A 23,275-nucleotide genomic window follows, 5' to 3' on the forward strand; every position below is an offset into this window, starting at 1 on the left:
GAACCTTGTGCGAGAAAATCAGGCAGTCCGCAGCGCCGCGCGCTCGCCGGAAAAGGCCGCGCGGGTGATGTGCTGCATCGCCACCAGATCGAGGGGACGGGGGTTGTTCTTGACCAGGCGGGCGGCGTTCAGCGCATTCTCCGCGACGAAATCCTGCTGTTCGGCCTGAAGGCCCAGCGCCGCCAGGGTGCGCGGGATGTTGACCCGGCCGAGCAGGTCGGCGACCGCATCAATGAAGCCCTGCGACATCTGCTCCGGCGGCGCATCGGGCAGGCCGATGGTGCGCGCCAGTTCGGCGAAGGCCGGCGTGCAATAGGGCTGATTATATTGCATCACGAAGGGCAGCAGCGTCGCCACGCCGTCGCCATGGGCGGTGTGGGTCAGGTTGCCGACCGGATACTGGATGGCGTGCGCCGCCGCCGTGCCGGCGGTGCCGAAAGCGCAGCCCGCCGCCAGCGACGCAAGCATCAGCCCCTCGCGCGCCTCGATATCGCTGCCGTCGCGATAGGCGCGTTCCAGATAGAGGAAGATGTTGGCGACCGCGAGCCGGGCGAAATGATCCGACAGCAGATTCTTGCCGACAAACACATGTTCCTGCGTCAGCATCGGGTCGGCCGGGCGCGCCAGCGTCGTATATGCTTCGACCGCATGGGTCAGCGCGTCCGCGCCCGAACAGGCGGTCAGGCTGGGCGGGCAGGTGACGGTCAGGTCCGGGTCGCAGATCGCGACCAGCGGCACGAGGTGCGGGCTGGCGATGCCGACCTTCGCGCCGCGCTCATCGTCGGACACGACCGCCACTGGGGTCACTTCCGATCCGGTGCCGGCGGTGGTCGGCATGGCGATCAGCGGCATGACCGGGCCGGGCACAGCGAACTCGCCATAATAGGAGCGCAGGTCGCCGCCATGGGTCAGCAGCACCGCCACGACCTTCGCCATGTCCATCGAACTGCCCCCGCCGATTCCGATGACGACATCGGGCGCGAAGCCCCGCACTTCCTCGACACACGCCTCGATCGGGCCGATCGGCAGGTCGGGTATGGTGCGGTCGAACACATGCACGTCCATCCCATGGGCGCGCAGATCGGCGACCATGGCGTGGAATTCCGGCTGCGCGCCCTGGCGCTCGTCGGTGCAGAGGAGCGCGCGCTTGCCGAGCTTGCTGGCGGCCGCGCCCAGCGCATAGCGCTGCCCCCGCCCGAACAGGACCGAGCGCGGCAGGCGCAGCGCGCCGAAGGCGAAGGGAAGGTCGCTCATTTCTTGCCGCCCTTCGCGTCATATTGCTTGAGATAAGCGATCACGTCGGCGCGGTCCTGCGCCGCCGTCATGCCGGGGAAGATCATCTTGGTGCCGGGCACCTTCTTGGCTGGCCCCTGAAGGAAGCTGTCCAGATTGGCCTCATCCCATTTGATGCCCGACGCCTTCATCGCCGGCGAATAGCGAAAGCCCGCGTCGCTGCCCGCCGCGCGACCCACGACCCCGTTCAGCGCCGGTCCGATCGAGCGGGCGGCGTTCGGCCCGACCTTGTGGCAGGCGGCGCAGCGGGCGAAGACCTGCTGCCCCTTGGCGGGGTTGCCCTTGGGCATGGCGGCGATGGCGGACCCCGCCATGGCGACCGCGCCGATCCCGGCGGCAAACATCCAATATTTCACGTCTTGCATCTCCATCTCAGGCGCGGCGGCGCGCCTCATTCTCAAACCAGTGCGCCGGGGCGCTTCAGATATTTCTTGGTGATCGCGTCGGCCGCCCAGAAGGCGAGCGCACCGACCGGTCCGGTCGGGTTGCGCCCCGCATTTTGCGGAAAGACGCAGGAGCCGAGCACGAACAGGTTGGGCACGTCCCAGGATTGGCAATATTTGTTGAGCGCGCTGGTCTTGGGATCGTCGCCGAACACCACGCCGCCGGTATTATGCGTCGTCTGATAGAAGCCGCTGTTGAACCGGCCGAAGCTGCGCGGCATTCCTGCCCCGCCTTCCTTGCGCCCGGTAATCTCCTCGGCGATCCGCTGGCAGATCGCGCTGTGCGCGGTCATCAGCTTCTGCTCGTTGGGCTGCCAGTCGAAGGTCAAGCGCAGCAGCGGCCGGCCGAACGCATCGCGATAGGTGGGGTCGAGGTCGAAATAATTCTGGCGGTAGCTCATCACCGCGCCCTGATGGCTGATGCCGGCGACATGGTGGTAGGCGTCCACCATCGCCTTCTTCCACCCCTTGCCCCAGCGCGGCTGGCCCGGCATGGTCGGGTGGTAGGTCAGCGGATCGCCGCTATTGCTGCCGATGCTGATGCCCCCGCCACCGATATAGCCCGCCTTGGCGAAGTCGTAATTGTCGCCGTTGACGTCATCGATCCAGCTACCGAGCGCGCCCGATCCCATGAACGGGTTGGTATAGGTGTCCTTGTCCAGCAGCATCCGCGCTCCGCCGCCGCCCTGAAAGGCATAGTTGCGGCCGATGACCCCGCTATTGGTCTTGGGATCATAGGGCTTGTCGATGCCCGAATGCAGCATCAGATGGACGTTGCCGGTAACGAACGCGCCCAGCACGACGAGGTCGGCGGGCTGCTCGATCTCCCGCCCGCGCGCGTCGACATAGGTGACGCCGGTGGCCCGCTTGCCATCCGAATCGAGGTTGATCTTCACCACGGTCGCATTGGTGCGAAGCTGGAAATTGGGATTGTTGCGCGCCAGCGGCAGCATCAGGAAATGCGGGCTGGCCTTCGCGTTCGCCTCGCAGCCGAAGGCGGTGCAATGGCCGCAATAATGGCATTGGCCGAGCGCGATGCCGTCCGGGTTCACATAGTCGCCCGAACAATTGGCAGTCGGGATCGGAAAGGGATGATAGCCAAGGTTCGCCGTCGCCTTGTCGAACAGGGTCATAACGTGCGAGGGGGTCATCGGCGGCAGCGGATATTCGTTGCGGCGCGGCGCCTCGAACGGATTCCCGCCTGGCTGCTTGCGACCGCGGATATTGCCGGCCTTACCCGAAATGCCGCACACCTTCTCGAACCTGTCATAATAGGGTTCGAGTTCGTCGTAGGAAATCGGCCAGTCCTGAAGGTTCATGTCCTCCGGGATGATGCCCGCGCCATATTTGGCGATCGTCCCGGAGCGCATCTTGTGCTCCCACTCCGACCAGCGCCAGGTAAGGCCCGACCAGTGCGCGCCCGACCCGCCGACATTGGTGCCGGGCCAGTAGAAGCCATGCTGGCGGATCGGCAGAGCGACCTGGTCCATGCTGTTGCGGAAGGTGATGGTTTCCTGCGACAGATCCTGCACCATATGCAGGCGGCGGCTATATTTAAGCGAGTCATGCGCCTGCGGCCCCGCGAAGTCGGGCACCGTGTCCTGCGGCCGGCCGCGCTCGAACATCACGACCTTGAGGCCGGTGGGCGCGAGTTCCTTCGCCACGATCCCACCGGTCCAGCCGGACCCGACGATGACGACATCGACGGCAGGCAGTTTCATCGCCGCCATCACATCATATCCTGGATCGAAAGCGGCTCATCGACCCGGTAGGGACGATTGCGCCATTCGGCGATCTTGTCGGCATACATTTCGCCGACGCCCGGATAGCCGATCATCTTCCACGACGCCTTGCCCCGATTGCCGCCATAAATGGGGTCGGCGAAGAAACCATCCATCACGAGCTGGAACAGGGTGTTGAAGAAGGCCCGAGTCGGCACCGAAGGAAGCTCTACCTTCGCCTGTTCGAGGGCGGTGACGAGCGTGATCCGGTCGCCTTCCTCCAGCGTATCGAACGTGTTGCCGCCATGGGCGGCGCGGACCTGATCGTTCACGTCGGCAATGCCAATGCGGACAAGCTGGTTGGGCGTGAATTTGAGCTGATAGCCCTGTTCGGGCGTGCCCTCCTGAAACGGGCCTTGCAGATACATGCGATCGCCATTGCCCCAGCCGCTGTACAGCTGGCGATCGACGAAGATGGCGACGCCCAAGTCCGTGCCCTTGGGCGTGAACTCGTCCTGCGGGATCAGCGTGTCGACGAAGGCCTCGACAAAGGCGGCTTCGTCAGGATTGAGGAAGATATAGCCGGGCGATGGCGCTGCGCCTGCCGTCGAGGCTGCGGCGGGGGCGGGCATGGCGTGGCCGCCATGGCTTTCCTGCGCGGCGGCGAAGGGCGTCGCCGCCATTCCGACGCCGAACCCGGCGAGCTTCAGCAGCGTGCGGCGGTCGGTGGCGGGCTTTTCGCTCATGCCGAAGCCTCCTGTCCGTCCCGCAGCTTGCGCGAAGCGTCGATCCGCAGGAACAAAGCGGCCGCGATCAGGCAGAGCACCGACAGCACGGCGAAAGCGGAAAACCAGCCGCTCATGCTGACGATATAGCCGGTGACGGCGGCAGCCACCGCCGCGCCGCTATTGCCCAGCGTGTTCATCACCGCTGAAACCGACCCGGCATATTCGCCGCCAATATCCAGCGTCACCGCCCAGGACACGCCGACCGTCAGCTCAAGCCCGAACAGAGCGACGCAGAAGAAGGCGATGCTCGCGACATGGCCCTCTGCCGCCGCCGCCAGCGGGATCATCACCGCCGCCACCAGAAAGCCGACGATCGCAACGCTGCGCCGCGCCATCTTCAGCCCCGCGCCGCGCTTGACCAGCACATCGGAGAACCATCCGCCCAGCAGGTCGCCGATGACTCCGGCCATCAGCGGCATACTGGCGAACAGGCCCATCAGCGCGATGTCGAACCCGCGCGCGTCGTGCAGATATTTGGGGAACCAGGTCAGGAAGATGTTGATGCAATAGGCGTAGCAGAAGTACATCGCCGACAGCAGCCAGAGCTGGCTGTTGCTGAGCAGATGCCGCCATGGCACGCTGACCCGCGCACGACCCGCGCCCAGCGCGCCCTCGATCATCTCCAGCTCCGCCGCGTTGACCGAAGCATGTTCGCGGGGCGTGTCGCGATAATACCAAAACCACAGCGCCGCCCAGCCGATGCCGATCAGCGCGAAGGCGAGGAAGGGCATCCGCCAGCCGAACTGCACGATCAGCAGCGCGACGAACACCGGCGTCACCGCCCCGCCCAGCCGCGCGCCCGCATGGGTGACGCCCTGCGCCCAGCCGCGTTCGGACGGCAGCATCCAGCGAGACAAGGACCGAGTGGCGATCGGGAAAGCGCCCGCTTCCCCCATGCCGAACAGGAAGCGGCACACCATCATCGACCCGGCCGACCAGGTCAGCGCCGTGGCCGCCGTGAAGGTCGACCACCAGAGCACCACCCCAGTCAGCGCCCGGCGCGGGCCGAAGCGGTCGCCGAGCCATCCGCCCGGTATCTGGAACAGCGCATAGGCGATCGAGAAGGAGGCGAAGATCCAGCCCATCGTGACAGGGGTGAAGCCATATTCCTTCTCGATCACCGGCGCGGCCGTCGCGATGACGACGCGGTCCATATAGGTGATGAGATAGGCGAGCACCGTCAGCCACAGCACGACATGGCGCGCGCGCGTCGGGCGCTGCACGGCGACGCCGCTCTCCGTCTGGTCGATGGCCGTCGTATCGCTGCTCACTTACCTGTCCCGCACGCGTCGGCGGCGCGGCCGGCGCAGGTCTGCCAGATGGTCGGCACCTTGGTTCCGCTGATATAGACGGCGTGGATGGCGCGGGTGTTGCGGATGTCGGCGGTGGGATCACGGTCCAGCACCACCAGGTCCGCCCATTTGCCGGGCGCGATCGTGCCGATGTCCTTCGCGCCCATGAACTCGGCGTTGGCGCTCGTCGCGGCGGTCAGCGCCTGCATCGGCGTGACCCCGGCCTTCACCATCAGTTCCAGTTCCCAATGGGCGAAATAGCCGGGGAAGCGCGCCGTCGGCCCGCTGTCGGTGCCCATGCCATAGCGGATGCCGGCCTTCGCCTCGCGCCCGAAATTATCGAGCGCATATTGCAGGGTCGGCGCATATTTGGGGAAGTTGGGCGCGGCCGCCAGCTTCGCCGCGCGCTCGGGGCTCTTCAGCTCCGTCAGCACGGCTGGCGTCACGCCGCGCGCAAAGAAGGGGTCGTCGAGGAAGGGCAAGGTCGCATAGGTGAAGGACGCTTCGCGGCTGAGCGTGGCGGCCATCTGCCACACGCCCTTGGCCTTCATCGCGCCCAGCAGCGTGTCGTCCACGGCGCGGTCGCGCACCGAATGGGCGAAGGCGTCCACGCCCTCGCGCGTCAGTTCGGCGGCATTGTCATAATAGAAGATGTGCGCGACGGTCTTCTTGCCGTCCTTGCGCGCTTCGTCGATCACCGCCTCGCTGATGCGCGGAGGCATCCGCTCGTCCAGCATCCCGAATTCGTCATCGACCCAGAGCTTGATGAGGTCCGCGCCCTTAGCCGCCTGCCGATCGACCATCGCGCGCGCTTCTTCGGGCGTAGCGACCTGCTGGTCAAGCCCCGGAACGCCGCCATAGCTGCCTTTGAAGACGACCCCCTGCCCCACCGTATAGACGCGCGTCGTTGCGCTGCGTTCGTTGCGGCGGCGCTGGATCGGGAAGATCAAATCCTGCTCGGTCCCCAGCGTCTGCACCGTCGTCACGCCATAGGCTGCGTAGGTCCGAAGCTGGCTCTCGATATTGTCGGGTGTCTGATATTTGAGGTTCTGGGTGATGCCGTCGACCAGGCCCAGATGGACATGGCTGTCGATGAGGCCGGGCATCAGATATTTGCCCTTTAGCCGCTCGACCATCGCGCCGGCCGGAATCCTGACGCGCGCGGACGGGCCGACCCAGCGGATGCGGCCATCGGTGATGACGACCGCCTGACGCGGAGCCGGCGCCTTGCCGGTGCCGTCGATCAGGGTGACGTCGCGCAGCACTACCGTCTCAGCAAGAGCCGCGCCGGGCAGACCCGCCACCAGCGCGACCGACAGGCTTAACAAACCGGCTTTTCGCATCGAACGCATTGACCATCCTCTCCAGACCGTTTCATATCATATATGATCTGGTGAGATAGTGGTAATTGCTCCTACAAATGCCGTCAAGGCATTTCGGGCAGGCCGACGACCGGTGGCTGGAGCGCGGAAATTTACCGCAGCTGCGCGCTGGCGCGATCCATGCGGCGTTGTGAGCGGGTGAGATGCTCACGCACCGATTCTTCGGCAGCGACCGGATCATGCGCTAGCAGCGCGGCGATAATCTGCTGATGCTCGCGCGCCGCCGTCTCGGGCGCGTCGGGCTGCGCGCTATTCTGGTAGAGCGACCGGAAAATCTGGAGATGCGAATGCAGCCGCTCGATCGTCTCCTCGATCAGGCGGTTGCCGCTACCCTTGGCGATCAGCCGGTGAAGCTGAGCGTCTGCTTCGGCGATGCGGGCAAAAGCGCGCTCGTCGCGCTCGACCACGGCGTCCATGTCCGCCTGGATCGACTGGAGAATGGCAAGCGCCTCGTCGTCCATATGCTTGGCCGCCTGCGCCGCTGCGTAGGGTTCGATCAGAAGGCGAAGCGTGTAAAGGTCGTGCACCTCCTCGGGCGTCATCTGCGGGCTCGCGCGGTAGCCGACATTGGTGGTCTTGTAGACCAGCTTCTCCGCTTCCAACTGGCTCAGCGCCTCGCGGATCGGCGTCTGCGATATGCCAAGCTGGCGCGCTACGGTGTCGATCGGAATGCGCTCGCCCGGCGCGATCTGGACAGTCATCAGCATGGAGAGGAGATGCTGATAGGCGCGCTCGACCAGAGTGGGGCCGGATGTCGGCCGCGCGGCGGCGCCGGTGCCGGATGGAACGAAGCTGTGCAGTTCAGACATGATGATGCTGGCTTACAGGGTCGAGGGCGAAACATATAGGATATTTTAATTTGCTGCGCGGATTTCCCTTCGGCGCGCGCGTGACCGGCTGCGCCGATGCCCGAACAGCGATAAGGGCCGGGTGGCTAAGAGGTTCAGCGCCGCGCCAATTCCAGAAAGTCGGCGATCGCGGCTGCGGCGCGCCCGGAACTGTCGCCAGCCCCCAGATCGAACGTATCGGCAAAGGCCTGCCGCTGCGCGTCGGCATAGGCGGCATGATCGCTATCAACTCGCTCGAGTCGCTGCATCAACTCGTCCACGGTCCGGGCGACCGGGCCAAGATGCCAGTGCGCATAATTGGGATCGTCGCGCCATTCGACCCCATGGCTGTTCACGAACAGCGCCGGCCGGGACCGCCGCAGAAATTCGTAAATCTGGCTGCTGACATCACCGATATAAATGTCCGCCATGCTGGTGTAGCTCATGTCGACCAGCCGCCTGCTACCCAGATCGACATGGACGTGCGGCAGGCCGGCATAAGGCGCGAGCTGCCGCTCCACCGCCGCGCGGGTCGATCGCCGATCGCACAGGCGGATATGGGGTGCGACGATCAGGTTATAGCGGTCGGTCGCCGCAATGCGGCCGACGATCGCCGGGCCGTCCCTGCCCCAGCTGCCGAGCTTTTCGGAGAAATGCGGATTGTAGAGGATCGTCGGGCGACGCTCGGCGAACGGATACCAGGCCGCGTCGCGCAGCCGGTCGGCCGCGTCGAACTTGGGATAGCCGATGATGCGATAGGCGCCGGGGCGGATCAGCCCCTCTTCCAGCATCCGGCGCTCCTGCTTGCGCCCGGCGAGCAGCGCGAAGTCGAACCGAGCGATGCGCGGGTCGAAGCCGGCGGCGCGGTCACCCGCGCCATGATCGATATGGATGAGCCTGGGTCGGCGCACGCCCAACGCGCGGATGATCGTCGAGGTGCGTTCCGGCAGCGCGATAGCGTCATACCGGTCGAGCTGGCGGCTGACGGCGAGCAAGGTCAGCAATTTAGGTGGAACGGCGCTTGCCTGCCGCGCCGCCAGACGATTGAGCATCGGCACGCCCACCTGCCTGAAACGCAGCTCCTCCCCGCCCGCCAAGCCGCGCGCAAAATCGAGATGGGCGGAGGAAGGCGAAAGTATGTCGACCTGCGCGCGCCATCCCTCAGCGAGCGCCTGCGCCGTTGTAGCGCCGTGTAGGATATGATGGGACTGCGCGTTGAACAGAAAGGCGATGCGGGGCAGTGGCATCGCGCCATCCACCGGCTGGGCCGGCGCGCGACGCGGCGTGGCGCTGCCACTTTTCGTGAGGCGCAAAAAAGCAAGCGGTTGAGCCATGGACGCCTCTTCTATCAGGTCTGTAGCCGGCGCGCCGCTGCCCACGCTGGCAGCAACTTGTACATTGATCCATGTTGGCCGCGTATCGGCCATGTAAGTTGGCGCGTCAACGCCGTGGCCTTATCGGTGAAATATTTGTGACAATTTCGTGTCAGCCCCTTATGGGGGCGCGCCATGCGCCGCTCCCTCCTCCCCCGACTCCGCCATCCGTTCGGGCTGTTCCCGGCGGCGGTAGGCTTGTGCGCCGCCCAGCCGGCTTTGGCGCAGCAGCAGGACGAGCAGCTTTGGCTGCAACTCAACACCAATGTGAAGCTGACGAAGAAGGCGCGGATCACGCTGGAGCAGATCGCGCGCTTCGGCGATCGACCGGGCGGATTGTTCCAGACCGAATTTGGCGCGGTGCTCGGTTATCGCGTGGCGGACAATGTGGAACTGGGTTTCGGCTATCGGCGCGTCGGCTTCCACAACCGCAACACCGCCGACGACGAGGATCGGATTCGCCAGCAGATCGTCGCGACCTTCGGCCGCGTCTTCACCCGCTTCCGGGTCGATGAGCGCTTCCATACGCAACAGTCGGGCGTCGGCATCCGCATCCGTCCGCTGCTGCGCTACAATCTGCCGATCGGCGAGCGCAAGGGGTTCGGCCTGTTCGCCAGCCATGAGAGCTTCTTCCTGCCCAACAGCACGCACTGGGGCCAGCGCAGCGGCTATGAGCGGATGCGCAACATCATCGGGGTGACTGTCCCGCTCGGCCGGGCGATCAGCGCGGATATGGGCTATCTCAACCAATATCGCTTGGCGCGCGGCGGCTCTTCGGCCCAGATGGACCATGCGCTGACGATCCAGCTCACGCTTAACTTCAGCGACCTGGTCGCGCCGCATGCCGACGATTGACCGCGGAGCCACGCGATGCGCCAGATAGCCGCCATTCCCTATCGCACCGAAGGGTCGGCGATCGACGCGCCGGTCATGGTGATGCTGGTCACGTCGCGCGGCACCGGCCGCTGGGTCGTCCCCAAGGGCAATATCCCGGTCGGCCTGCCGCCGCACAGCGCGGCCGCCCGTGAGGCGATGGAGGAGGCCGGGGTGGAGGGCGCGATATGCCCGACGCCGATCGGCTCCTATCGCTACCGCAAGCGGCGCAGCAACGGCGCGTCGCTGATGGTGGATGTGGATGTGTTTCCGCTCGCGGTGACGCAGGAACATGGCGCTTGGAAGGAACAGAATGAGCGCGAGCGGCGCTGGTTCTCGCTGACCGAGGCCGCCGAAGCGGTGGACGAACCCGACCTGCGCGAACTCATCCGATCGTTCGATCATGCCGAATTCAATGCCGCCGCGCGCCGCACGGGAATGCTTCAGACCGTCGCGCGAAAATCGAGGATAAGTGCCATGTTCGCCTGGTTCCAACGGCTGCTGCCCCGCACCGGCAACTTCTTCGACCTGTTTGAGGCCCATGCGCTCAGCATCGTCGCGGCCGCCGACGCGCTGGCGCGGCTGCTCCAGGGCGGGCCGGCTGCCGCCGACCATATCCGCGAAGTCACCGAGCGGGAGAATGACGCCGACGATGTGACGCGCGACGTGCTCAAGACCGTCCGCAAGACCTTCCTGACGCCGTTCGACCGGGGCGCGATCACCAGCCTCATCAGCGCTATGGACAATGCGGTCGATGAAATGCGGGCGACGGCGACGGCGGTCAGCCTCTATGAGGTGCGCGAGTTCGACCAGGAAATGCGCGACATGGCGGCGATCATCGTCGATGCGGCGCGCCTGACCGCCACCGCCATGCCGCTGCTGCGTGACGTGGCGCGCAACGGCGGGCGGCTGCATGAGCTGACCGAGCGGCTGATCCGCATGGAGGGCCATGCCGACGAGATCCACGACGCCGGGGTCAAGCGCGCATTCCAGCGCGACGGCGCGGACAATACGCTCCAGTTCATCGTCGCGCGGGAAATATACAAGCATCTCGAACGCATCGTCGACGCGCTGGAGGATGTGGCGAACGAGATTGACGGCATCGTGATCGACCACGCCTGATGCACGATCTTGCCCTGCCCCTGCTGATCGGCCTGATCGCCGTCGCGCTGGCATTCGACTTTCTGAACGGCCTGCATGATGCGGCGAACGCCATCGCGACCGTCGTCGCCACCCGGCTGCTCGCGCCGGTGCAGGCGGTGCTGTTCGCCGCCGTCTTCAACTTCGCCGCCTATTTCCTCAGCATCGCCTTCCCCAGCCTGCACAAGGTCGCGGAAACGATCGGCCAAGGGCTGATCGACCGGGACGTAGTGACGCCGGCGGTGATCTTCGGGGCGCTGGTGGGTGCGATGTTCTGGAATGTCGTGACCTGGATCAAGGGCATCCCCTCCTCCAGCAGCCACGCGCTGGTCGGCGGCCTCATTGGCGCGGGCACCGCCCATGCCGGATTCAACGGGGTCCAATGGTCGGGGCTCAACAAGACGCTGATCGCGATCGTTCTCTCCCCGACGCTGGGCATGATCCTGGCGATGCTCATCATGCTGGGCACCAGTTGGATATTCCGCAACGCCACGTCGCGGTCGGCCGAAGGCGCGTTCCGCATCCTCCATCTCATCTCGTCCGCCGCCTATTCGCTCAGCCACGGCCTCAACGACGCGCAGAAGACGATGGGGATCATCACCGTGCTGCTCTATTCCACCGGCTATCTGAACGGCGCGTTCGAGGTGCCGCATTGGGTGGCGTTCAGCTGCTATGCCGCGATCGGCCTCGGCACCCTGTCGGGCGGGTGGAAGATCATCGAGACGATGGGATCGCGCATCACCAAATTGTCGCAGCATCAGGGCTTCAGCGCCTCGGCCGGCGGATCGATCATGATCTTCGGCGCGTCGTTGATGGGCATCCCGGTGTCGACGACCCATACCATCACCGGCAGCATCATCGGCGCGGGCACGGCGCGGCGCGCGTCCGCCGTGCGTTGGGGCGTGGCGCAGAATGTTGTGCTCGCCTGGGTCATCACCCTCCCGGCGTCGGCCACGGTCGGCGCGCTCTTCTACTGGCTGACGCGGCTGGTGTGAGGGCGGGCGGATAGGGACTGGCCGAAGCGCCGTCCCGCGCCCATATCAAGCCGATGGATCGCCCGACCGAAAGCCGTTCGCTCACGCCAGCCGAGCGCCAGCTTGCCCGCAGCATGTTCGGCGACGCGATCGACCTGGACCAGGTGCGCCTGCACCGGCGCGCGTGGTGGCCGTTCCAGCCGCGCCATGTGACCATGGCTCCGCGCGGCGCGATCCACTTTCATCCAAAGGGCGATTCCTATTGCGATTGCTTCGCCAGCCGGACGGTCGGCTGGCAGGGGCATCTGATCCATGAACTGGTGCATGTCTGGCAGCATCAGCGGGGGATCAACCTGGTGCTGCGCCGGCATCCCTTCTGCCGCTACAGCTACAGCATCAAACCGGGCTGGATGCTCGACCGCTACGGCATCGAGCAGCAGGCGGAAATCGTCCGCCACGTCTTTCTGATGCGCCACGGCGTCACCGTCCCCGGCGCACCGCCATTGGCGACGCTGGAAAGCATTCTTCCCTTCAAACCCTAGCAGTTGCCGGGCGGCTCAATCGTCCCAATCGGCCAGCTTGCCGCGCAGCTTGTCGAGCGCCGCCTTCTTGATCTGGCACACGCGCGCCGCGCCGATGTCCAGCGTCCGGCCGATTTCCTCGAGGTTCAGTTCCTCGACGAAATAGAGTTGCAGAACCAGCGCCTCGCGCTCGGGCAGTTCGCGGATGCAGGCGGCGAGCGCCTTCTTGAGCGATTCGCGTTCCAGCACCGCGTCGGCGCGGTCCTCGACATCGGCGAACCACATCGACTGGTCGGAATAGACCTCGTCCATGCTGCTGTGCTGGACCATCTCGACGCTGTCGGCGATTTCACGGTAAGCGGCGGGCTCTAGCCCCATCTCTTGCGACATCTCCGCTTCGGTCGGCAGGCGCCCCAGCTGCTGTTCCAGCCGGTTGCGCACCGCCGTCAGTTCCTTGCGCTTGCCCATAGCCGACCGGCACAGAGTCGCCTGCCGCCGCAGATGGTCGATCATCGCACCGCGCACGCGCAACTGCGCGTAGGCTGCGAAGCCCAGACCGCGATCCTCGAAGCTGTTCGCCGCCTCCACAAGCGCGACCATGCCGATCTGGAGCAGATCCTCCACCTCGATCGCGGTCGAGACGCGGCCATGGACATGCCAGGCGATCTTGCGGACCAGCGGCATATATTGGCGTGCCAGCCGCTCCGGGCTCTGCTCGCCGGGACGGGCATAGGTGTGAGCGCCAGCCGCGATCTTGTTCATATACATGGCTCAGCCTCTCCTCAGGCTACTCGCTCGCGCTGCGGCAACGGATCGTGCCTCGGCGTCGGGCGCGGCTCGTTGCCTACCACGGCAACTACTTCCACTCCCTTACCGTCGGGAATTTCCAGAAAGGACAGCACCGGCGTTTCCGGCAGGTGCGGCTTGAACAGCCGGGCGAGCGCGCGCCGTGCCGCCGGCGAGGTGACGATCGCGAAATTGCGCGCCTGCCCGAGCAGCGGCCGGGCGGCATGAATGACCGATTCAACGATGCGGTTGGCAAGGCTAGGCTCGATGGGATGCCTGGCGTCGCCCGCAACGCGCATCGCCTGCGCCAGCATCGCCTCCAGATCGCCGTCGAGCGTGATGACCGGGAGCGGCATCTTCACCGGCACCAGACCCTGGATGATGAGCGCGCCGATCCGCTGGCGCACGGCCTCGACCAGTTGCTCGTGCGTCATGTCGGGGCGGGCTGCGTCGACCATCGCCTCGCAGATGCGGCGGAAATCCTTGAGCGCGATGCCTTCGGACAGGAGCGCGCGGCAGAGCGCGCTGATCTGCGTCAGGCTGAGCAGGCCCGGGGTGAGGCCGTCGACCAGCTGCGGCGCGGCGTCCTTGAGATTGTCGAGCAGCTTGCGCGCTTCGTCGAGGCCGAACATCTCGGCCGCGTTCATGGCGATCAGCTGGTTGAGATGAGTCGCAACCACCGTCGGCGGATCGACCACCGTATAGCCGGCGACGACCGCCTCGCTGCGCTTCGCTTGGGTGATCCAGACGGCGTCGAGACCGAAGGTCGGGTCCTTGGCGATGCGGCCCTGCACCGTGCCCTCCAGCGCGCCGCTGTCGAGCGCGAGCAGGTCGTCGGGCCAGATTTCGTCCTCGCCCACGACGACGCCGGCGATGGTGATGCGATACTGGTTGGGTTCGAGCGCCAGATTGTCCTTCACCCGCACCATCGGCACGACGAAGCCCAATTCCTTGGAGAGCTGGCGGCGGATGCCGGTGATGCGCGCCATCAGCGGCGCGCCCTTGCGCTCGTCCACCAGGGAGATGAGGCCATAGCCGATCTCCAGCCCCAGGATCGCGCCGTCCGACACATCATCCCATTCGATCAGCGCGGCATTGGGCGCGGGCGGCATCGGCGCAGGCTCGGCCGCCTTTTTCTGGCTCGCCTTGCGCAATTGCCAGGCGATGCCGCCGGCGACAGCGGCGGCCGGCAGGATAATCATGTGCGGCATGCCCGGCAGCACGCCGAGGAAGCCGAGAATGGCGGCGACAGGAACCCAGGCCCGGCCAGTGCCGAACTGGCCCGCGACTTGCGCCGACAAATCCTGCTCGCTCTTGACGCGGGTGACGATGGAGGCGGCGGCGATCGACAGCAGCAGCGCGGGAATCTGCGCGACCAGCGCGTCGCCGATCGCCAGGATGATATAGGTCTGCGCCGCCTCGCCGATCGCCAGTCCATGACTGACCACGCCCAGGATGATGCCGCCGACGATGTTGATGACCAGGATCAGGATACCGGCGACCGCATCGCCCTTCACGAACTTGCTCGCGCCGTCCATGGAGCCGTAGAAATCCGCTTCGGTCGCGACTTCCTGCCGACGGATCTTCGCTTCTTCCGGGGTCAGCAGCCCGGCGTTCAGGTCCGCGTCGATCGCCATCTGCTTGCCGGGCAAGGCGTCCAGGGTGAAACGCGCGGACACTTCGGACACGCGGCCCGCGCCCTTGGTGATGACGACCAGGTTGATAATCATCAAGATCGCAAAGACGAAAATGCCCACGACATAGTCGCCTCCGATCAGGAAATGGCCGAACGCCTCGATCACCTGCCCCGCCGCGTCCGCGCCTTCATGCCCCTGCACCAGCACGACGCGGGTCGATGCGACGTTGAGCGCCAAGCGCAGCAGCGTCGCGAACAGCAACACCGTCGGGAAGCTGGAGAAGTCGAGCGGCTTGGCGGCGTTCAATGCCACCATCAGCACCGCGAGCGAAATCATGATGTTGGTGATGAAGCCGATGTCCAGCATGATCGCGGGCACCGGAACCATCATGAACAGCACGACCATCAGCGTCGCGAACGGCAGCACCGCGCCCTTGGCGGCGCTCATCCAGATCTTCGCTTTGACTTGGGCAGGGGACATTGCGGCCGGTTACCTTCCGAGGGTGGCGAGCATGAGATAGGCGAGGCGGGCGGTCTGGGGCTGTGGCTTGACCATCACGTCAGGCTGCTGCTCAAGCCGCTGCGTCTCGATCCGAACATAGTCGGCGGGCTGCACCGTCTTCGCGCCATTAGGGAGCGAGGCGTCGGCATATTGGACCGGGCCGCCCAGGCTGTCCGATCCCTTTTGCAGCTTGGCAGCGAAGCGGTCGCGGATTTCGGCGAAGCTGCGCGCATTGCCCTGCTTGTCGTAGAAGATCGAGCGATTGGCGCGCGCCGCTGCTGGAAACAGCGAAGCCGCCGTCGCGTTAGGCGCGCGATCATGCGACGAGAGGAACTTGCTCGCCCCGCCCACACCCAGGAAATGGGCTAGATAAAGATCGACCGGCTCCGCCTCGCGACCGAGGCGGCCTTCCAGATAGGTCTTGTTGTCGGCGGCGTGCGCGGCCGCCATCACCGATGCGGTCTCGGGGTGCTTGCGCAGGTCGAGTATCTGGCGGCGCAGGTCAGGATCGGCGACATAATAGCGCCCGCCGCTCTGCTGGATCGCGTCCGCCGCCCAGCCCAGGCCATATTCCCCGCCATGCTTGTCGATGACCGCGAGCCAGCTCTGGTCGATGAACTGATAGAGGCCCGTCGCGGAGGATGTCGTCGCGCGCGCCGTGGGATTGAGGCTCGATTCGATCTTCGCCTGCCCCAGCAGATAGCTGAAGTCGACGCCGGTCCGCCGGCTCGCCATCGCGATCGCGTTGGTCACGCGATTGCCGGCCGATCCCGCCGTTGCCGATATGTCTGCGAAAAGCGACACGAAAGCCAAAATCCCCGATTGCTAGCGCGGACATTAGAGCAAGGCTTGTGCCAAGATTTGGTTAACGCCGCCGCAGGAAAATGCGCGCAACACGAAGAACGACGGGAATGGGCGAAGGTTTAGCGCCAATTTTATCGCAAGCGTGGATCGCCCGCCCCACCTACATCGTCATCCCCGCGAAAGCGGGGATCCATCTCCTGCCCTATCGGCCGGACGTTAGGTTGGGAGATGGATTCCCGCTTTCGCGGGAATGACGAGGAATAGCAGGGTGGCTTACCGTTGCGATCTTCCTCCGAGGGGAGGATGAAGAGCACTCACCGCCCGTAGGTCAGCGGCGCGGCGCGCGATCCGTGGGCGGCGAGGATGGAGAGGCGCTGGCCCGCATGATCGGCCAGCAGATTGACGCGCACGCGCGCGCTTTCCAGCAGCGGGAGCATCGCGCTCAGCCGTTCGACTACCTGCGGATCGGCGCGCCATGCGCCGATCGCCCGCACGGCCGACGCGGCATGGCTCACGCGGTTGCTGGCGGCTTCGATGGCGAGCGCGTCATGGCCGTCGAGGACATCGCGCAGATCCTCGAACGCATCGAACAGTTCGTCCAGCGCAGCGAGACCCAGCGGCATGACACCCTCTCCTTTTTTTGTTTCTACCTGCCGTCGGGCAGGTCGAGCGCAATCATGCGCTCGGCAATCGCGTCCGCGTCCACGGGATAATTGCCCGAAGCGATGGCGGACTTGATCGCGGCGATGCGGTCGAGATCAACCGGCGCGCCTTCGGCCGCCATGCGGGCGGCCGGGCTGGCCGACGCGCCGCTCGCGCTCGACATGCTCACCGAGCCGCCGGTCGCGGATGCGCGCGCCTTGCCGCTTTCGCGCAGGCTGGTTCCGCCGATCGCGCTGCTGATGCTCTGGCCCACGGAGTTGATCATTGGGGTAAATCCTTCACTCGTCCCTACCGCTTATAACGGACAAGTTCAAAAATCCTTAAATCCGGGAATCTGCACAACCCCCATTTCCACGACCTGCGCGAAAATCGGCGTGCTTTTCTTGTCCTCGCGCACGCGGATGGTCTGCCCAACCGCGCCATCTTCGTCGGCGATCATCATGCGGGAGACGCTGAAGACGGCATTGCCGGCGGTCAGCTGGACCGGGTCGCCCTTCCGCACGGCGGTTTGCCTGGGCGCGGTCGGAGCGGCCCTGACGAAGCGGCTGGCGCCCGGCACCGACCCGGATGCGGCAGCCGCAGCGCCCGCGACCAGCGGCACGCGAATCCGCCAGCCCAGCGCGTCGCACTTCACCATCGCCGCGCCGAACACTGGTCCTTCGACCGTGGGTGTCGCGGGACAGGCGGCCAAGCGCAGGCGGCGATCGACCGGCGCGGCAGGGCCGCCCGGTTCGCCGAGGTTGGCCCCAACGGTCATCGCCACCAGGCTATCGATCCGGTCGAGATTCTCGAACTTCTGCTGCGCCTGTCCCGGCGTGGCGGCGATCGTCGCGGCGGCGGCAAGGAGGATCGAGGGGGTGCGGAACACGGCAGGTCTCCTGACAGGAAGAACGTCTTTGCCGAGATTATTCAGCAAGAGCCGTGCCAATCGCGGTTAATGCGCCTTGCCCCGCGCGGGCGCGATATGGATCATCTGCCCCTGCCCCGCCTTTGCTTCGGCCTGATCCAGCCCCCGGATCGTCAGCCGGTCCTGCGCAATGCCGCCCGCCCGCAGCGCGCGCGCGACCGCGCCCAGCCGCGCTGCCGCCAAGTCCCATTCGTCGAAGCGATGCTGCGCCCGATCGGTGCCATCGCTCCGCAATTCGATGCCGGCGGCTCTGTCGAACCGCCGCGCGACCTCCGCCAGCCGCGCGCCACCCGCGGCGGTCAACATTGCCTCGCCCGGAACGAACAAGTCGGCGGCGCGCAGTTCGACCCCCTGCGCCATCGGTCGCCCGCCGAACTGCTGGCTCACCTGCGAGAGCAGCGCATCGCGCCGCCCGCCGCTGGCCTGCAACAGCACGAAAAAGCCGAGCAGCAACAGCAGCAGGTCGGCGAAGCTCACCGCCCAGCGATTGCGCCGCGCGGCGGAAGCGGATGCGGCCGTGGTCATGCGACTTCGCGGATGCTCGCCCGGCGCAGCGGCGCATTTTCGCGCCGCGCGATCGTCAGCATCCGGTTCGCCGTCTCCCGTTGCCAGGCGAGTTCACGCTCCGACAGGTCGGCAAGCCGTGCGGCAATGGGCGCAGCAATCATGTTCGCGATGACCACGCCATAGAAAGTGGTAAGCAGCGCCAGCGCCATTGCGGGGCCGAGTGCGCCGGGATCGTCCATCGCCGCGAACATACCGACAAGGCCGATGATCGTCCCCGCCATGCCCAGCGCCGGCGCTGCGTCGGCGACCGACAGCCAGAGCTTGTGGACCGCGCCATGGCGCTGCGCCCGGTCGGCCAGCGTCTGCGCCGCCCACAGCTCGAACTGGTCGGATCGCTCGCAATTGGCGAGCTTGCGCGCCGCTTCGGTCAGGAAGGGACTCGCCGTCTTGACCCGGTCGGTGCAGGACAGGCCGCGCAGCTGCGCCACCTGATCGATCTTCAGCATCGCCGCGCGCGCCGCGTCGCGGTCGCGCGACGGATCGGCGGTCAGCAGCGGCCCCAGTGCGGCAAAGGCGCGACCGAAGGCGTTGAGGCCATTCTGGAACAGCGCGACCAGCGCCACCCCGCCGATCATCAGCGCCAACGTCAGCGGATCGAACAAATGGCTGAAAATCGCGGTCATGTTGCGCCTGTCCCCATCAATCCCTCGCCGCCCGGCAACGCCCTGCCGCCGGCCGGCAGAAATTTGCCGCCCTTGCCGCCTCCCCTGCGGAGCGCCCGCTTTTCCGCCGATTTCCACCTTGCCCCTGCGTCACCCACGCAAATTGGCACGGCTCTTGCTGCTTACAGGCTGGATCACCCGCACGGGACGCCATCAGGCTTCAGAACGGCGGGGATAAGCGAAACTTTAGAGCGAATTTTGAGCATGTCGGTCGAAGACAATCTGTTCGGGATCCATGGCACGGCGCTGGCGCTCCGGTCGCAGCGGCTGTCCCTGCTCGCCTCCAACATCGCGAACGCCTCGACGCCGGGCTACAAGGCGCGCGACATCGATTTCGAAGCGGCGCTCAAGGAAGCGACCGCCCGCAACGGCACCGACCTGTCGAAGGCGGCCGATGACGCCATGGGCTATCGCGTCCCGCTCCAGCCCAGCCTCGACGGCAACACCGTCGAACTCAGCACCGAACAGACCCTCTTCGCGGAAAATGCGGTCAAGTACCGCACGACCCTCTCTTTCCTCGAAGGCCGCATCAACACCATCAACCGCGCGCTCAAGGGAGAATGACCATGGGCAACCCGCCGATGAACCTGTTCGACATCGCCGGCCGCGCCATGAGCGCGCAGCTGGTGCGCCTCAACGCCACCGCCTCCAACATGGCCAACGCCGGCAACGTCACCGGCAGCGCGGGCGAAGCCTATCGCGCGATCAAGCCGGTGTTCGAAAGCGTCACCGACACGCCCGGCGTCGCCACGGTCAAGGTCAAGAATGTCGTCGCCACCAGCGCGCAGCCGACCAAGCGGCACGACCCCAACCATCCGCTCGCCGATGCGAACGGCGACGTATGGGAAGCGGCGGTCGATGAGAATGCCGAACTGGTCGACATGGTGGAGACCGCCCGCATGTACCAGAACAATGTCCAGGTGCTCAACACCGCCAAATCCCTGATGCTGGAAACCATAAGGATCGGCAAATGACGACCACGACCGCCACCGACGGCGCGGGCCTCTCGGTCTATAATGCCAACAAGAGCGTCGGCATCGGCAACAACACGCTCGACCAGTCGAGCTTCCTTACCCTGCTGACCGCGCAGATGCAGTTTCAGGATCCGTTCGAGCCGGTCAAGAACAGCGACATGGTGGCGCAGATGGCGACCATCACCAATTCGAGCGGCATCGCCGAAATGAACGCGACGCTCAAGAATCTCGCCAACGAGATGTCGGGCACGCGCCTCGGCGATGCAGCGAGCTGGATCGGCAAGTCGATGTTGGTCGAAAGCAACGTCGCGGTGCCGGACGCCGCCGGCACCTACGCGGGTCAGGTCACCCTGCCCGCCGCCGTCGACGGCGCGTCGATCGACCTGATCGACGGCGACGGCAAGACGCTCAAGACCATCGACATGGGATCGCAGCAGGCCGGCGACGTCACCTTCTACTGGGACGGGAAGGACGACACGGGCAAGACCGTCACCACCTCCGCCCTCCAGGTCAAAGTCAACGGCGCGACCCCAACCAAGGTCGCGACCTGGGCCACCATCGCCGCCGTCCAGTCACCCGCGGACGGCTCCTCCTCCAAACTCATCACCGCGCTCGGCAGCTACAGCCCGTCCGACGCGATCAGCCTGATGTAATCCTACTCCCTCTCACCCACGGAGCAACGCCATGTCCTTCTATATCTCCCTGTCCGGCCTCAAGGGCGCGCAGACCGATCTCGCCACCATCTCGAACAATGTCGCCAACGTGAACTCGACCGCCTTCAAGAAGAGCAAGGCGCAGTTCGGCGACATCTTCGCGGCCGCCCCGATGCAGAGCACCAACCAGATCGCCGGCCAGGGCGTGCGCGTGCAGGGCGTGGCGCAGCAGTTCACGCAAGGCACGATCGAGACCACCGACAAGACGCTGGACCTCGCCATCACCGGCGAAGGCTTCTTCACCGTCAAGAATGAGGACGGCACGGTCAGCTACACCCGCAACGGCGCTTTCGCCGTGGACGACGACCGCTATGTGGTCGACACCACCGGATCGCGCATCCAGATTTTCGCGGTCGATCCAGATACCGGCACTTCGACCGCGCCCGCCAACGCCACCCCGGCCGACCTTACCGATCTTCAGATCCCGACCACCTACAAGGGCCAGGCCGACGGCGCACAGCTCACCAGCGTCGGCGTGTCGAAGGAAGGCATGATCTCGGCCGTCTATGCCGATGGCAGCACCGTCTATCTAGGCCAGGCCGCCATGGCCGCCTTCAACAGCCAGGAAGGGCTGCGGCAGGAGGGCGACGCCCACTGGTCGGCCACCGTCGCCAGCGGCAATCCGATCCTGGGCACCGGCAACCAGGGCCTCTTCGGCGCGGTCAATTCGGGCACGCTCGAACGCTCCAACGTCGACATCACCGACGAACTGGTCGCGCTCATCGCCGCCCAGCGCAATTTCCAGGCGAACAGCAAGGCGATCGAGGCGGCCAACACGCTGACCACCACCATCGTCAACCTGCGCACCTGATTTCGGGAAGGTAGAAGGGTCAGCCCATGGACCGGCTCGTCAATACGGCACTTACGGCAATGCGCGGCGCGATGGCGCGGCAGGCGTCGATCGCGAACAATCTCGCCAACGCCAACACCGTCGGCTTCCGCGCCGAAATCGCCAATGCCGAGACGCGCTGGATCAAGGGCGACACTTTCGACACCCGCGCCCAGGCGTCGGAGCAGGTGATCGCCGCCGACATGACGCAGGGCGCGGTAACCGAAACCGGCAACCCGCTCGACGTCGCGATGAACGGCGACGCGCTGCTTGCGGTGCAGGCGGCGGACGGCAGCGAGGCCTATACCCGCCGCGGCGACCTCAAGGTCAGCGACAGCGGCCTCCTCACCACCGGCGACGGCCTTGCCGTGCTGGGCGAAGGTGGCCCGATCGTCCTGCCGCAGATGGACAGCGTCTCCATCGCGCAGGACGGCAGCATCTGGGGCGTGCCGCAGGGCGGCGACCCCGCCAACCCGCAGCAGGTCGATAAGCTTAAGCTCGTCAACGCCACCGGCTCCAGCATCATGAAGGGCAATGACGGCCTGTTCCGGGAAGCCAATGGCGGCGCGCTGCCCGGCGATCCGCTGGCGACCGTCACCTCGGGGTCGATCGAAGGATCGAACGTCAACGCGACCCAGGCGCTGATCGCCATGATCGAGGCGAGCCGGGCGTGGGAAACCCAGGTCAAGATGATCGACACCGCCAAACAGCTTGACGACAGCGGCGCGTCGCTGATGCGGCTGGATGGTTAATTTGGCACGATAGTTGCTTTGAATGACGCATGAGGCGCGCCCGCGCCGCACGGAGAAGTGAGAGATGAGCAACGCCGCCCTTCATGTCGCCCGCACCGGCCTCGACGCGCAGAACACCAAGATGCGCGTCATCGCCAACAATCTGGCGAACGTGAACACCACCGGGTTCAAGAAGGACCGCGCCGATTTCGAGACGCTGGCCTATCAGCAGATAATCCAGGCGGGCGCCAACAGCGATAGCGAAAACAAGTTCGCCAACGGCCTGAACCTCGGCTCGGGCGTCGCGCTTCAGGGCACCAGCAAGATCAACACCCAGGGCACGCTCAACCAGACGAGCAACGTGCTCGACATGGCGATCGAGGGCTCGGGCTATTTTCAGGTGCAAAAGCCCGACGGCTCGATCGCCTACACCCGCGCCGGCAATTTCAGCGTGACCGCCGAAGGCACCGTCGTCACCGCGGACGGCCTGCCCCTCATCCCGCAGATCACCGTGCCGCAGGGCGCGACCTCGGTCGCGATCGGCAATGACGGCACTGTTTCCGCGACGCTTCAGGGCGAGGCGGAACCCAGCCAGCTCGGCCAGATCGAGCTGGCGAGCTTCATGAACCCATCGGGCCTCCAGTCGATCGGCGGCAACCTGCTGGTCGAAACCGCCGCCAGCGGCACGCCGCAGGTCGGCGTCGCGGGTCTGGAAGGACGCGGCGTCATCCGCTCTGGCTATCTCGAAACCTCGAACGTCAACATCGTGGAAGAGCTGGTCGACATGATCGAGACCCAGCGCGCCTATGAGGTCAACAGCAAGATGATAAAGGCGACCGACGAGATGCTCCAGTACGTCAACCAGAATATCTGA

General features: G+C 65.7%; 26 protein-coding genes. 10 read left to right on the plus strand and 16 right to left on the minus strand.

The window, feature by feature from the left end:
* Positions 1-18: 18 nt before the first annotated feature.
* From V2B31_RS10015 to V2B31_RS10050, 8 genes are all read right to left on the minus strand, one after another.
* Entirely contained in the window at positions 19-1,254 is a 1,236-nt protein-coding gene (locus V2B31_RS10015; RefSeq protein WP_328278028.1) for an iron-containing alcohol dehydrogenase, read from the minus strand.
* Positions 1,251-1,649, minus strand: a complete 399-nt coding sequence (locus V2B31_RS10020; protein WP_328278029.1) for a c-type cytochrome — start codon at positions 1,647-1,649, stop codon at positions 1,251-1,253. The genes V2B31_RS10015 and V2B31_RS10020 overlap by 4 nt, the downstream gene beginning before the upstream one ends.
* A gap of 41 nt (positions 1,650-1,690) precedes the next feature.
* On the minus strand, positions 1,691-3,466 hold the full coding sequence (locus tag V2B31_RS10025) for a GMC family oxidoreductase (RefSeq protein WP_328278032.1): 1,776 nt from the start codon (positions 3,464-3,466) through the stop codon (positions 1,691-1,693).
* Positions 3,466-4,203 (minus strand): gluconate 2-dehydrogenase subunit 3 family protein, encoded by a 738-nt coding sequence (locus tag V2B31_RS10030; protein ID WP_328278036.1) that lies wholly within the window; start codon positions 4,201-4,203, stop codon positions 3,466-3,468. The genes V2B31_RS10025 and V2B31_RS10030 overlap by 1 nt, the downstream gene beginning before the upstream one ends.
* Positions 4,200-5,516 (minus strand): MFS transporter, encoded by a 1,317-nt coding sequence (locus tag V2B31_RS10035; RefSeq protein ID WP_328278039.1) that lies wholly within the window; start codon positions 5,514-5,516, stop codon positions 4,200-4,202. The genes V2B31_RS10030 and V2B31_RS10035 overlap by 4 nt, the downstream gene beginning before the upstream one ends.
* A complete protein-coding gene (locus V2B31_RS10040; protein WP_328278042.1) occupies positions 5,513-6,889 on the minus strand; it encodes an amidohydrolase family protein in 1,377 nt (458 codons plus the stop codon). Before V2B31_RS10040 ends, V2B31_RS10035 begins: the two co-directional genes overlap by 4 nt.
* A 122-nt stretch (positions 6,890-7,011) precedes the next feature.
* The gene (locus tag V2B31_RS10045) at positions 7,012-7,728 is read right to left on the minus strand and encodes a GntR family transcriptional regulator (protein ID WP_328278044.1); all 717 of its coding nucleotides are present in this window, start codon (positions 7,726-7,728) and stop codon (positions 7,012-7,014) included.
* A 134-nt stretch (positions 7,729-7,862) separates the two neighbouring features.
* Positions 7,863-9,080: a CDP-glycerol glycerophosphotransferase family protein gene (locus V2B31_RS10050; protein WP_328278046.1), complete on the minus strand. Its 1,218-nt coding sequence runs from the start codon at positions 9,078-9,080 to the stop codon at positions 7,863-7,865.
* A gap of 174 nt (positions 9,081-9,254) precedes the next feature.
* On the opposite strand from V2B31_RS10050, the gene V2B31_RS10055 reads away from it, so the two are divergent.
* The 4 genes from V2B31_RS10055 to V2B31_RS10070 are packed head-to-tail and all read left to right on the plus strand — an operon-like array spanning position 9,255 to position 12,648.
* On the plus strand, positions 9,255-9,974 hold the full coding sequence (locus tag V2B31_RS10055; RefSeq protein WP_328278048.1) for a DUF2490 domain-containing protein: 720 nt from the start codon (positions 9,255-9,257) through the stop codon (positions 9,972-9,974).
* Positions 9,975-9,989: 15 nt separating this feature from the next.
* Complete coding sequence (locus V2B31_RS10060; RefSeq protein WP_328278050.1) at positions 9,990-11,114, plus strand: DUF47 family protein; 1,125 nt, start codon at positions 9,990-9,992, stop codon at positions 11,112-11,114.
* A complete protein-coding gene (locus tag V2B31_RS10065) occupies positions 11,114-12,127 on the plus strand; it encodes an inorganic phosphate transporter (protein ID WP_328278051.1) in 1,014 nt (337 codons plus the stop codon). The genes V2B31_RS10060 and V2B31_RS10065 overlap by 1 nt, the downstream gene beginning before the upstream one ends.
* Positions 12,128-12,180: 53 nt before the next feature.
* Complete coding sequence (locus V2B31_RS10070; protein WP_328278053.1) at positions 12,181-12,648, plus strand: vgr related protein; 468 nt, start codon at positions 12,181-12,183, stop codon at positions 12,646-12,648.
* Positions 12,649-12,663: 15 nt separating this feature from the next.
* Here V2B31_RS10070 and V2B31_RS10075 read toward each other — a convergent pair whose 3' ends face one another.
* From V2B31_RS10075 to V2B31_RS10110, 8 genes are all read right to left on the minus strand, one after another.
* Positions 12,664-13,395: a sigma-70 family RNA polymerase sigma factor gene (locus tag V2B31_RS10075; protein ID WP_328278055.1), complete on the minus strand. Its 732-nt coding sequence runs from the start codon at positions 13,393-13,395 to the stop codon at positions 12,664-12,666.
* Positions 13,396-13,409: 14 nt separating this feature from the next.
* Positions 13,410-15,530: a flagellar biosynthesis protein FlhA gene (gene flhA / locus V2B31_RS10080; RefSeq protein WP_328278057.1), complete on the minus strand. Its 2,121-nt coding sequence runs from the start codon at positions 15,528-15,530 to the stop codon at positions 13,410-13,412.
* A 9-nt stretch (positions 15,531-15,539) separates the two neighbouring features.
* Positions 15,540-16,355 carry a lytic transglycosylase domain-containing protein gene (locus tag V2B31_RS10085; protein WP_328278059.1) on the minus strand — a complete coding sequence of 272 codons (816 nt, stop codon included), beginning with the start codon at positions 16,353-16,355 and terminating at the stop codon, positions 15,540-15,542.
* Between the two features lie 314 nt (positions 16,356-16,669).
* Positions 16,670-16,978, minus strand: a complete 309-nt coding sequence (locus V2B31_RS10090) for a hypothetical protein (RefSeq protein WP_328278061.1) — start codon at positions 16,976-16,978, stop codon at positions 16,670-16,672.
* Between the two features lie 23 nt (positions 16,979-17,001).
* Complete coding sequence (gene flgM, locus V2B31_RS10095) at positions 17,002-17,283, minus strand: flagellar biosynthesis anti-sigma factor FlgM (protein ID WP_328278063.1); 282 nt, start codon at positions 17,281-17,283, stop codon at positions 17,002-17,004.
* Positions 17,284-17,328: 45 nt separating this feature from the next.
* The gene (locus V2B31_RS10100; RefSeq protein ID WP_328278065.1) at positions 17,329-17,886 is read right to left on the minus strand and encodes a flagella basal body P-ring formation protein FlgA; all 558 of its coding nucleotides are present in this window, start codon (positions 17,884-17,886) and stop codon (positions 17,329-17,331) included.
* A 66-nt stretch (positions 17,887-17,952) separates the two neighbouring features.
* Positions 17,953-18,450: a flagellar motor protein MotB gene (locus V2B31_RS10105; RefSeq protein ID WP_328278068.1), complete on the minus strand. Its 498-nt coding sequence runs from the start codon at positions 18,448-18,450 to the stop codon at positions 17,953-17,955.
* A complete protein-coding gene (locus V2B31_RS10110; protein ID WP_328278070.1) occupies positions 18,447-19,115 on the minus strand; it encodes a MotA/TolQ/ExbB proton channel family protein in 669 nt (222 codons plus the stop codon). Before V2B31_RS10110 ends, V2B31_RS10105 begins: the two co-directional genes overlap by 4 nt.
* A 243-nt stretch (positions 19,116-19,358) precedes the next feature.
* On the opposite strand from V2B31_RS10110, the gene flgB reads away from it, so the two are divergent.
* The 6 genes from flgB to flgG all read left to right on the plus strand — a co-directional run bounded on the left by flgB (position 19,359) and on the right by flgG (position 23,275).
* Positions 19,359-19,718 carry a flagellar basal body rod protein FlgB gene (gene flgB / locus V2B31_RS10115; protein WP_328278072.1) on the plus strand — a complete coding sequence of 120 codons (360 nt, stop codon included), beginning with the start codon at positions 19,359-19,361 and terminating at the stop codon, positions 19,716-19,718.
* A 17-nt stretch (positions 19,719-19,735) separates the two neighbouring features.
* On the plus strand, positions 19,736-20,128 hold the full coding sequence (flgC, locus tag V2B31_RS10120; protein ID WP_422248130.1) for a flagellar basal body rod protein FlgC: 393 nt from the start codon (positions 19,736-19,738) through the stop codon (positions 20,126-20,128).
* A complete protein-coding gene (locus V2B31_RS10125) occupies positions 20,125-20,781 on the plus strand; it encodes a flagellar hook assembly protein FlgD (protein WP_328278076.1) in 657 nt (218 codons plus the stop codon). Before flgC ends, V2B31_RS10125 begins: the two co-directional genes overlap by 4 nt.
* 31 nt (positions 20,782-20,812) lie before the next feature.
* Positions 20,813-21,652 (plus strand): flagellar hook-basal body complex protein, encoded by an 840-nt coding sequence (locus V2B31_RS10130; protein ID WP_328278078.1) that lies wholly within the window; start codon positions 20,813-20,815, stop codon positions 21,650-21,652.
* 26 nt (positions 21,653-21,678) lie between these two features.
* Positions 21,679-22,422, plus strand: a complete 744-nt coding sequence (locus V2B31_RS10135) for a flagellar basal body rod protein FlgF (RefSeq protein WP_328278080.1) — start codon at positions 21,679-21,681, stop codon at positions 22,420-22,422.
* Positions 22,423-22,486: 64 nt separating this feature from the next.
* Positions 22,487-23,275, plus strand: coding sequence for a flagellar basal-body rod protein FlgG (flgG, locus tag V2B31_RS10140; protein WP_328278082.1), 789 nt, complete (start codon positions 22,487-22,489; stop codon positions 23,273-23,275).

It is taken from the genome of Sphingobium sp. (genome assembly GCF_036170395.1).
GTDB lineage: Bacteria > Pseudomonadota > Alphaproteobacteria > Sphingomonadales > Sphingomonadaceae > Sphingobium.

Coding starts and splice junctions, on each gene's coding strand:
- flgB (WP_328278072.1), top strand. CDS start 19,359: ATGTCGGTCGAAGACAATCTGTTCGGGATCCATGGCACGGCGCTGGCG.
- flgG (WP_328278082.1), top strand. CDS start 22,487: ATGAGCAACGCCGCCCTTCATGTCGCCCGCACCGGCCTCGACGCGCAG.
- V2B31_RS10060 (WP_328278050.1), top strand. CDS start 9,990: ATGCGCCAGATAGCCGCCATTCCCTATCGCACCGAAGGGTCGGCGATC.
- V2B31_RS10055 (WP_328278048.1), top strand. CDS start 9,255: ATGCGCCGCTCCCTCCTCCCCCGACTCCGCCATCCGTTCGGGCTGTTC.
- V2B31_RS10045 (WP_328278044.1), bottom strand. CDS start 7,728: ATGTCTGAACTGCACAGCTTCGTTCCATCCGGCACCGGCGCCGCCGCG.
- V2B31_RS10110 (WP_328278070.1), bottom strand. CDS start 19,115: ATGACCGCGATTTTCAGCCATTTGTTCGATCCGCTGACGTTGGCGCTG.
- flgM (WP_328278063.1), bottom strand. CDS start 17,283: ATGATCAACTCCGTGGGCCAGAGCATCAGCAGCGCGATCGGCGGAACC.
- V2B31_RS10040 (WP_328278042.1), bottom strand. CDS start 6,889: ATGCGTTCGATGCGAAAAGCCGGTTTGTTAAGCCTGTCGGTCGCGCTG.
- V2B31_RS10065 (WP_328278051.1), top strand. CDS start 11,114: ATGCACGATCTTGCCCTGCCCCTGCTGATCGGCCTGATCGCCGTCGCG.
- V2B31_RS10015 (WP_328278028.1), bottom strand. CDS start 1,254: ATGAGCGACCTTCCCTTCGCCTTCGGCGCGCTGCGCCTGCCGCGCTCG.
- V2B31_RS10025 (WP_328278032.1), bottom strand. CDS start 3,466: ATGGCGGCGATGAAACTGCCTGCCGTCGATGTCGTCATCGTCGGGTCC.
- V2B31_RS10105 (WP_328278068.1), bottom strand. CDS start 18,450: ATGACCACGGCCGCATCCGCTTCCGCCGCGCGGCGCAATCGCTGGGCG.
- V2B31_RS10030 (WP_328278036.1), bottom strand. CDS start 4,203: ATGAGCGAAAAGCCCGCCACCGACCGCCGCACGCTGCTGAAGCTCGCC.
- V2B31_RS10050 (WP_328278046.1), bottom strand. CDS start 9,080: ATGGCTCAACCGCTTGCTTTTTTGCGCCTCACGAAAAGTGGCAGCGCC.
- flhA (WP_328278057.1), bottom strand. CDS start 15,530: ATGTCCCCTGCCCAAGTCAAAGCGAAGATCTGGATGAGCGCCGCCAAG.
- flgC (WP_422248130.1), top strand. CDS start 19,736: ATGAACCTGTTCGACATCGCCGGCCGCGCCATGAGCGCGCAGCTGGTG.
- V2B31_RS10090 (WP_328278061.1), bottom strand. CDS start 16,978: ATGCCGCTGGGTCTCGCTGCGCTGGACGAACTGTTCGATGCGTTCGAG.
- V2B31_RS10130 (WP_328278078.1), top strand. CDS start 20,813: ATGTCCTTCTATATCTCCCTGTCCGGCCTCAAGGGCGCGCAGACCGAT.
- V2B31_RS10125 (WP_328278076.1), top strand. CDS start 20,125: ATGACGACCACGACCGCCACCGACGGCGCGGGCCTCTCGGTCTATAAT.
- V2B31_RS10075 (WP_328278055.1), bottom strand. CDS start 13,395: ATGTATATGAACAAGATCGCGGCTGGCGCTCACACCTATGCCCGTCCC.
- V2B31_RS10135 (WP_328278080.1), top strand. CDS start 21,679: ATGGACCGGCTCGTCAATACGGCACTTACGGCAATGCGCGGCGCGATG.
- V2B31_RS10070 (WP_328278053.1), top strand. CDS start 12,181: ATGGATCGCCCGACCGAAAGCCGTTCGCTCACGCCAGCCGAGCGCCAG.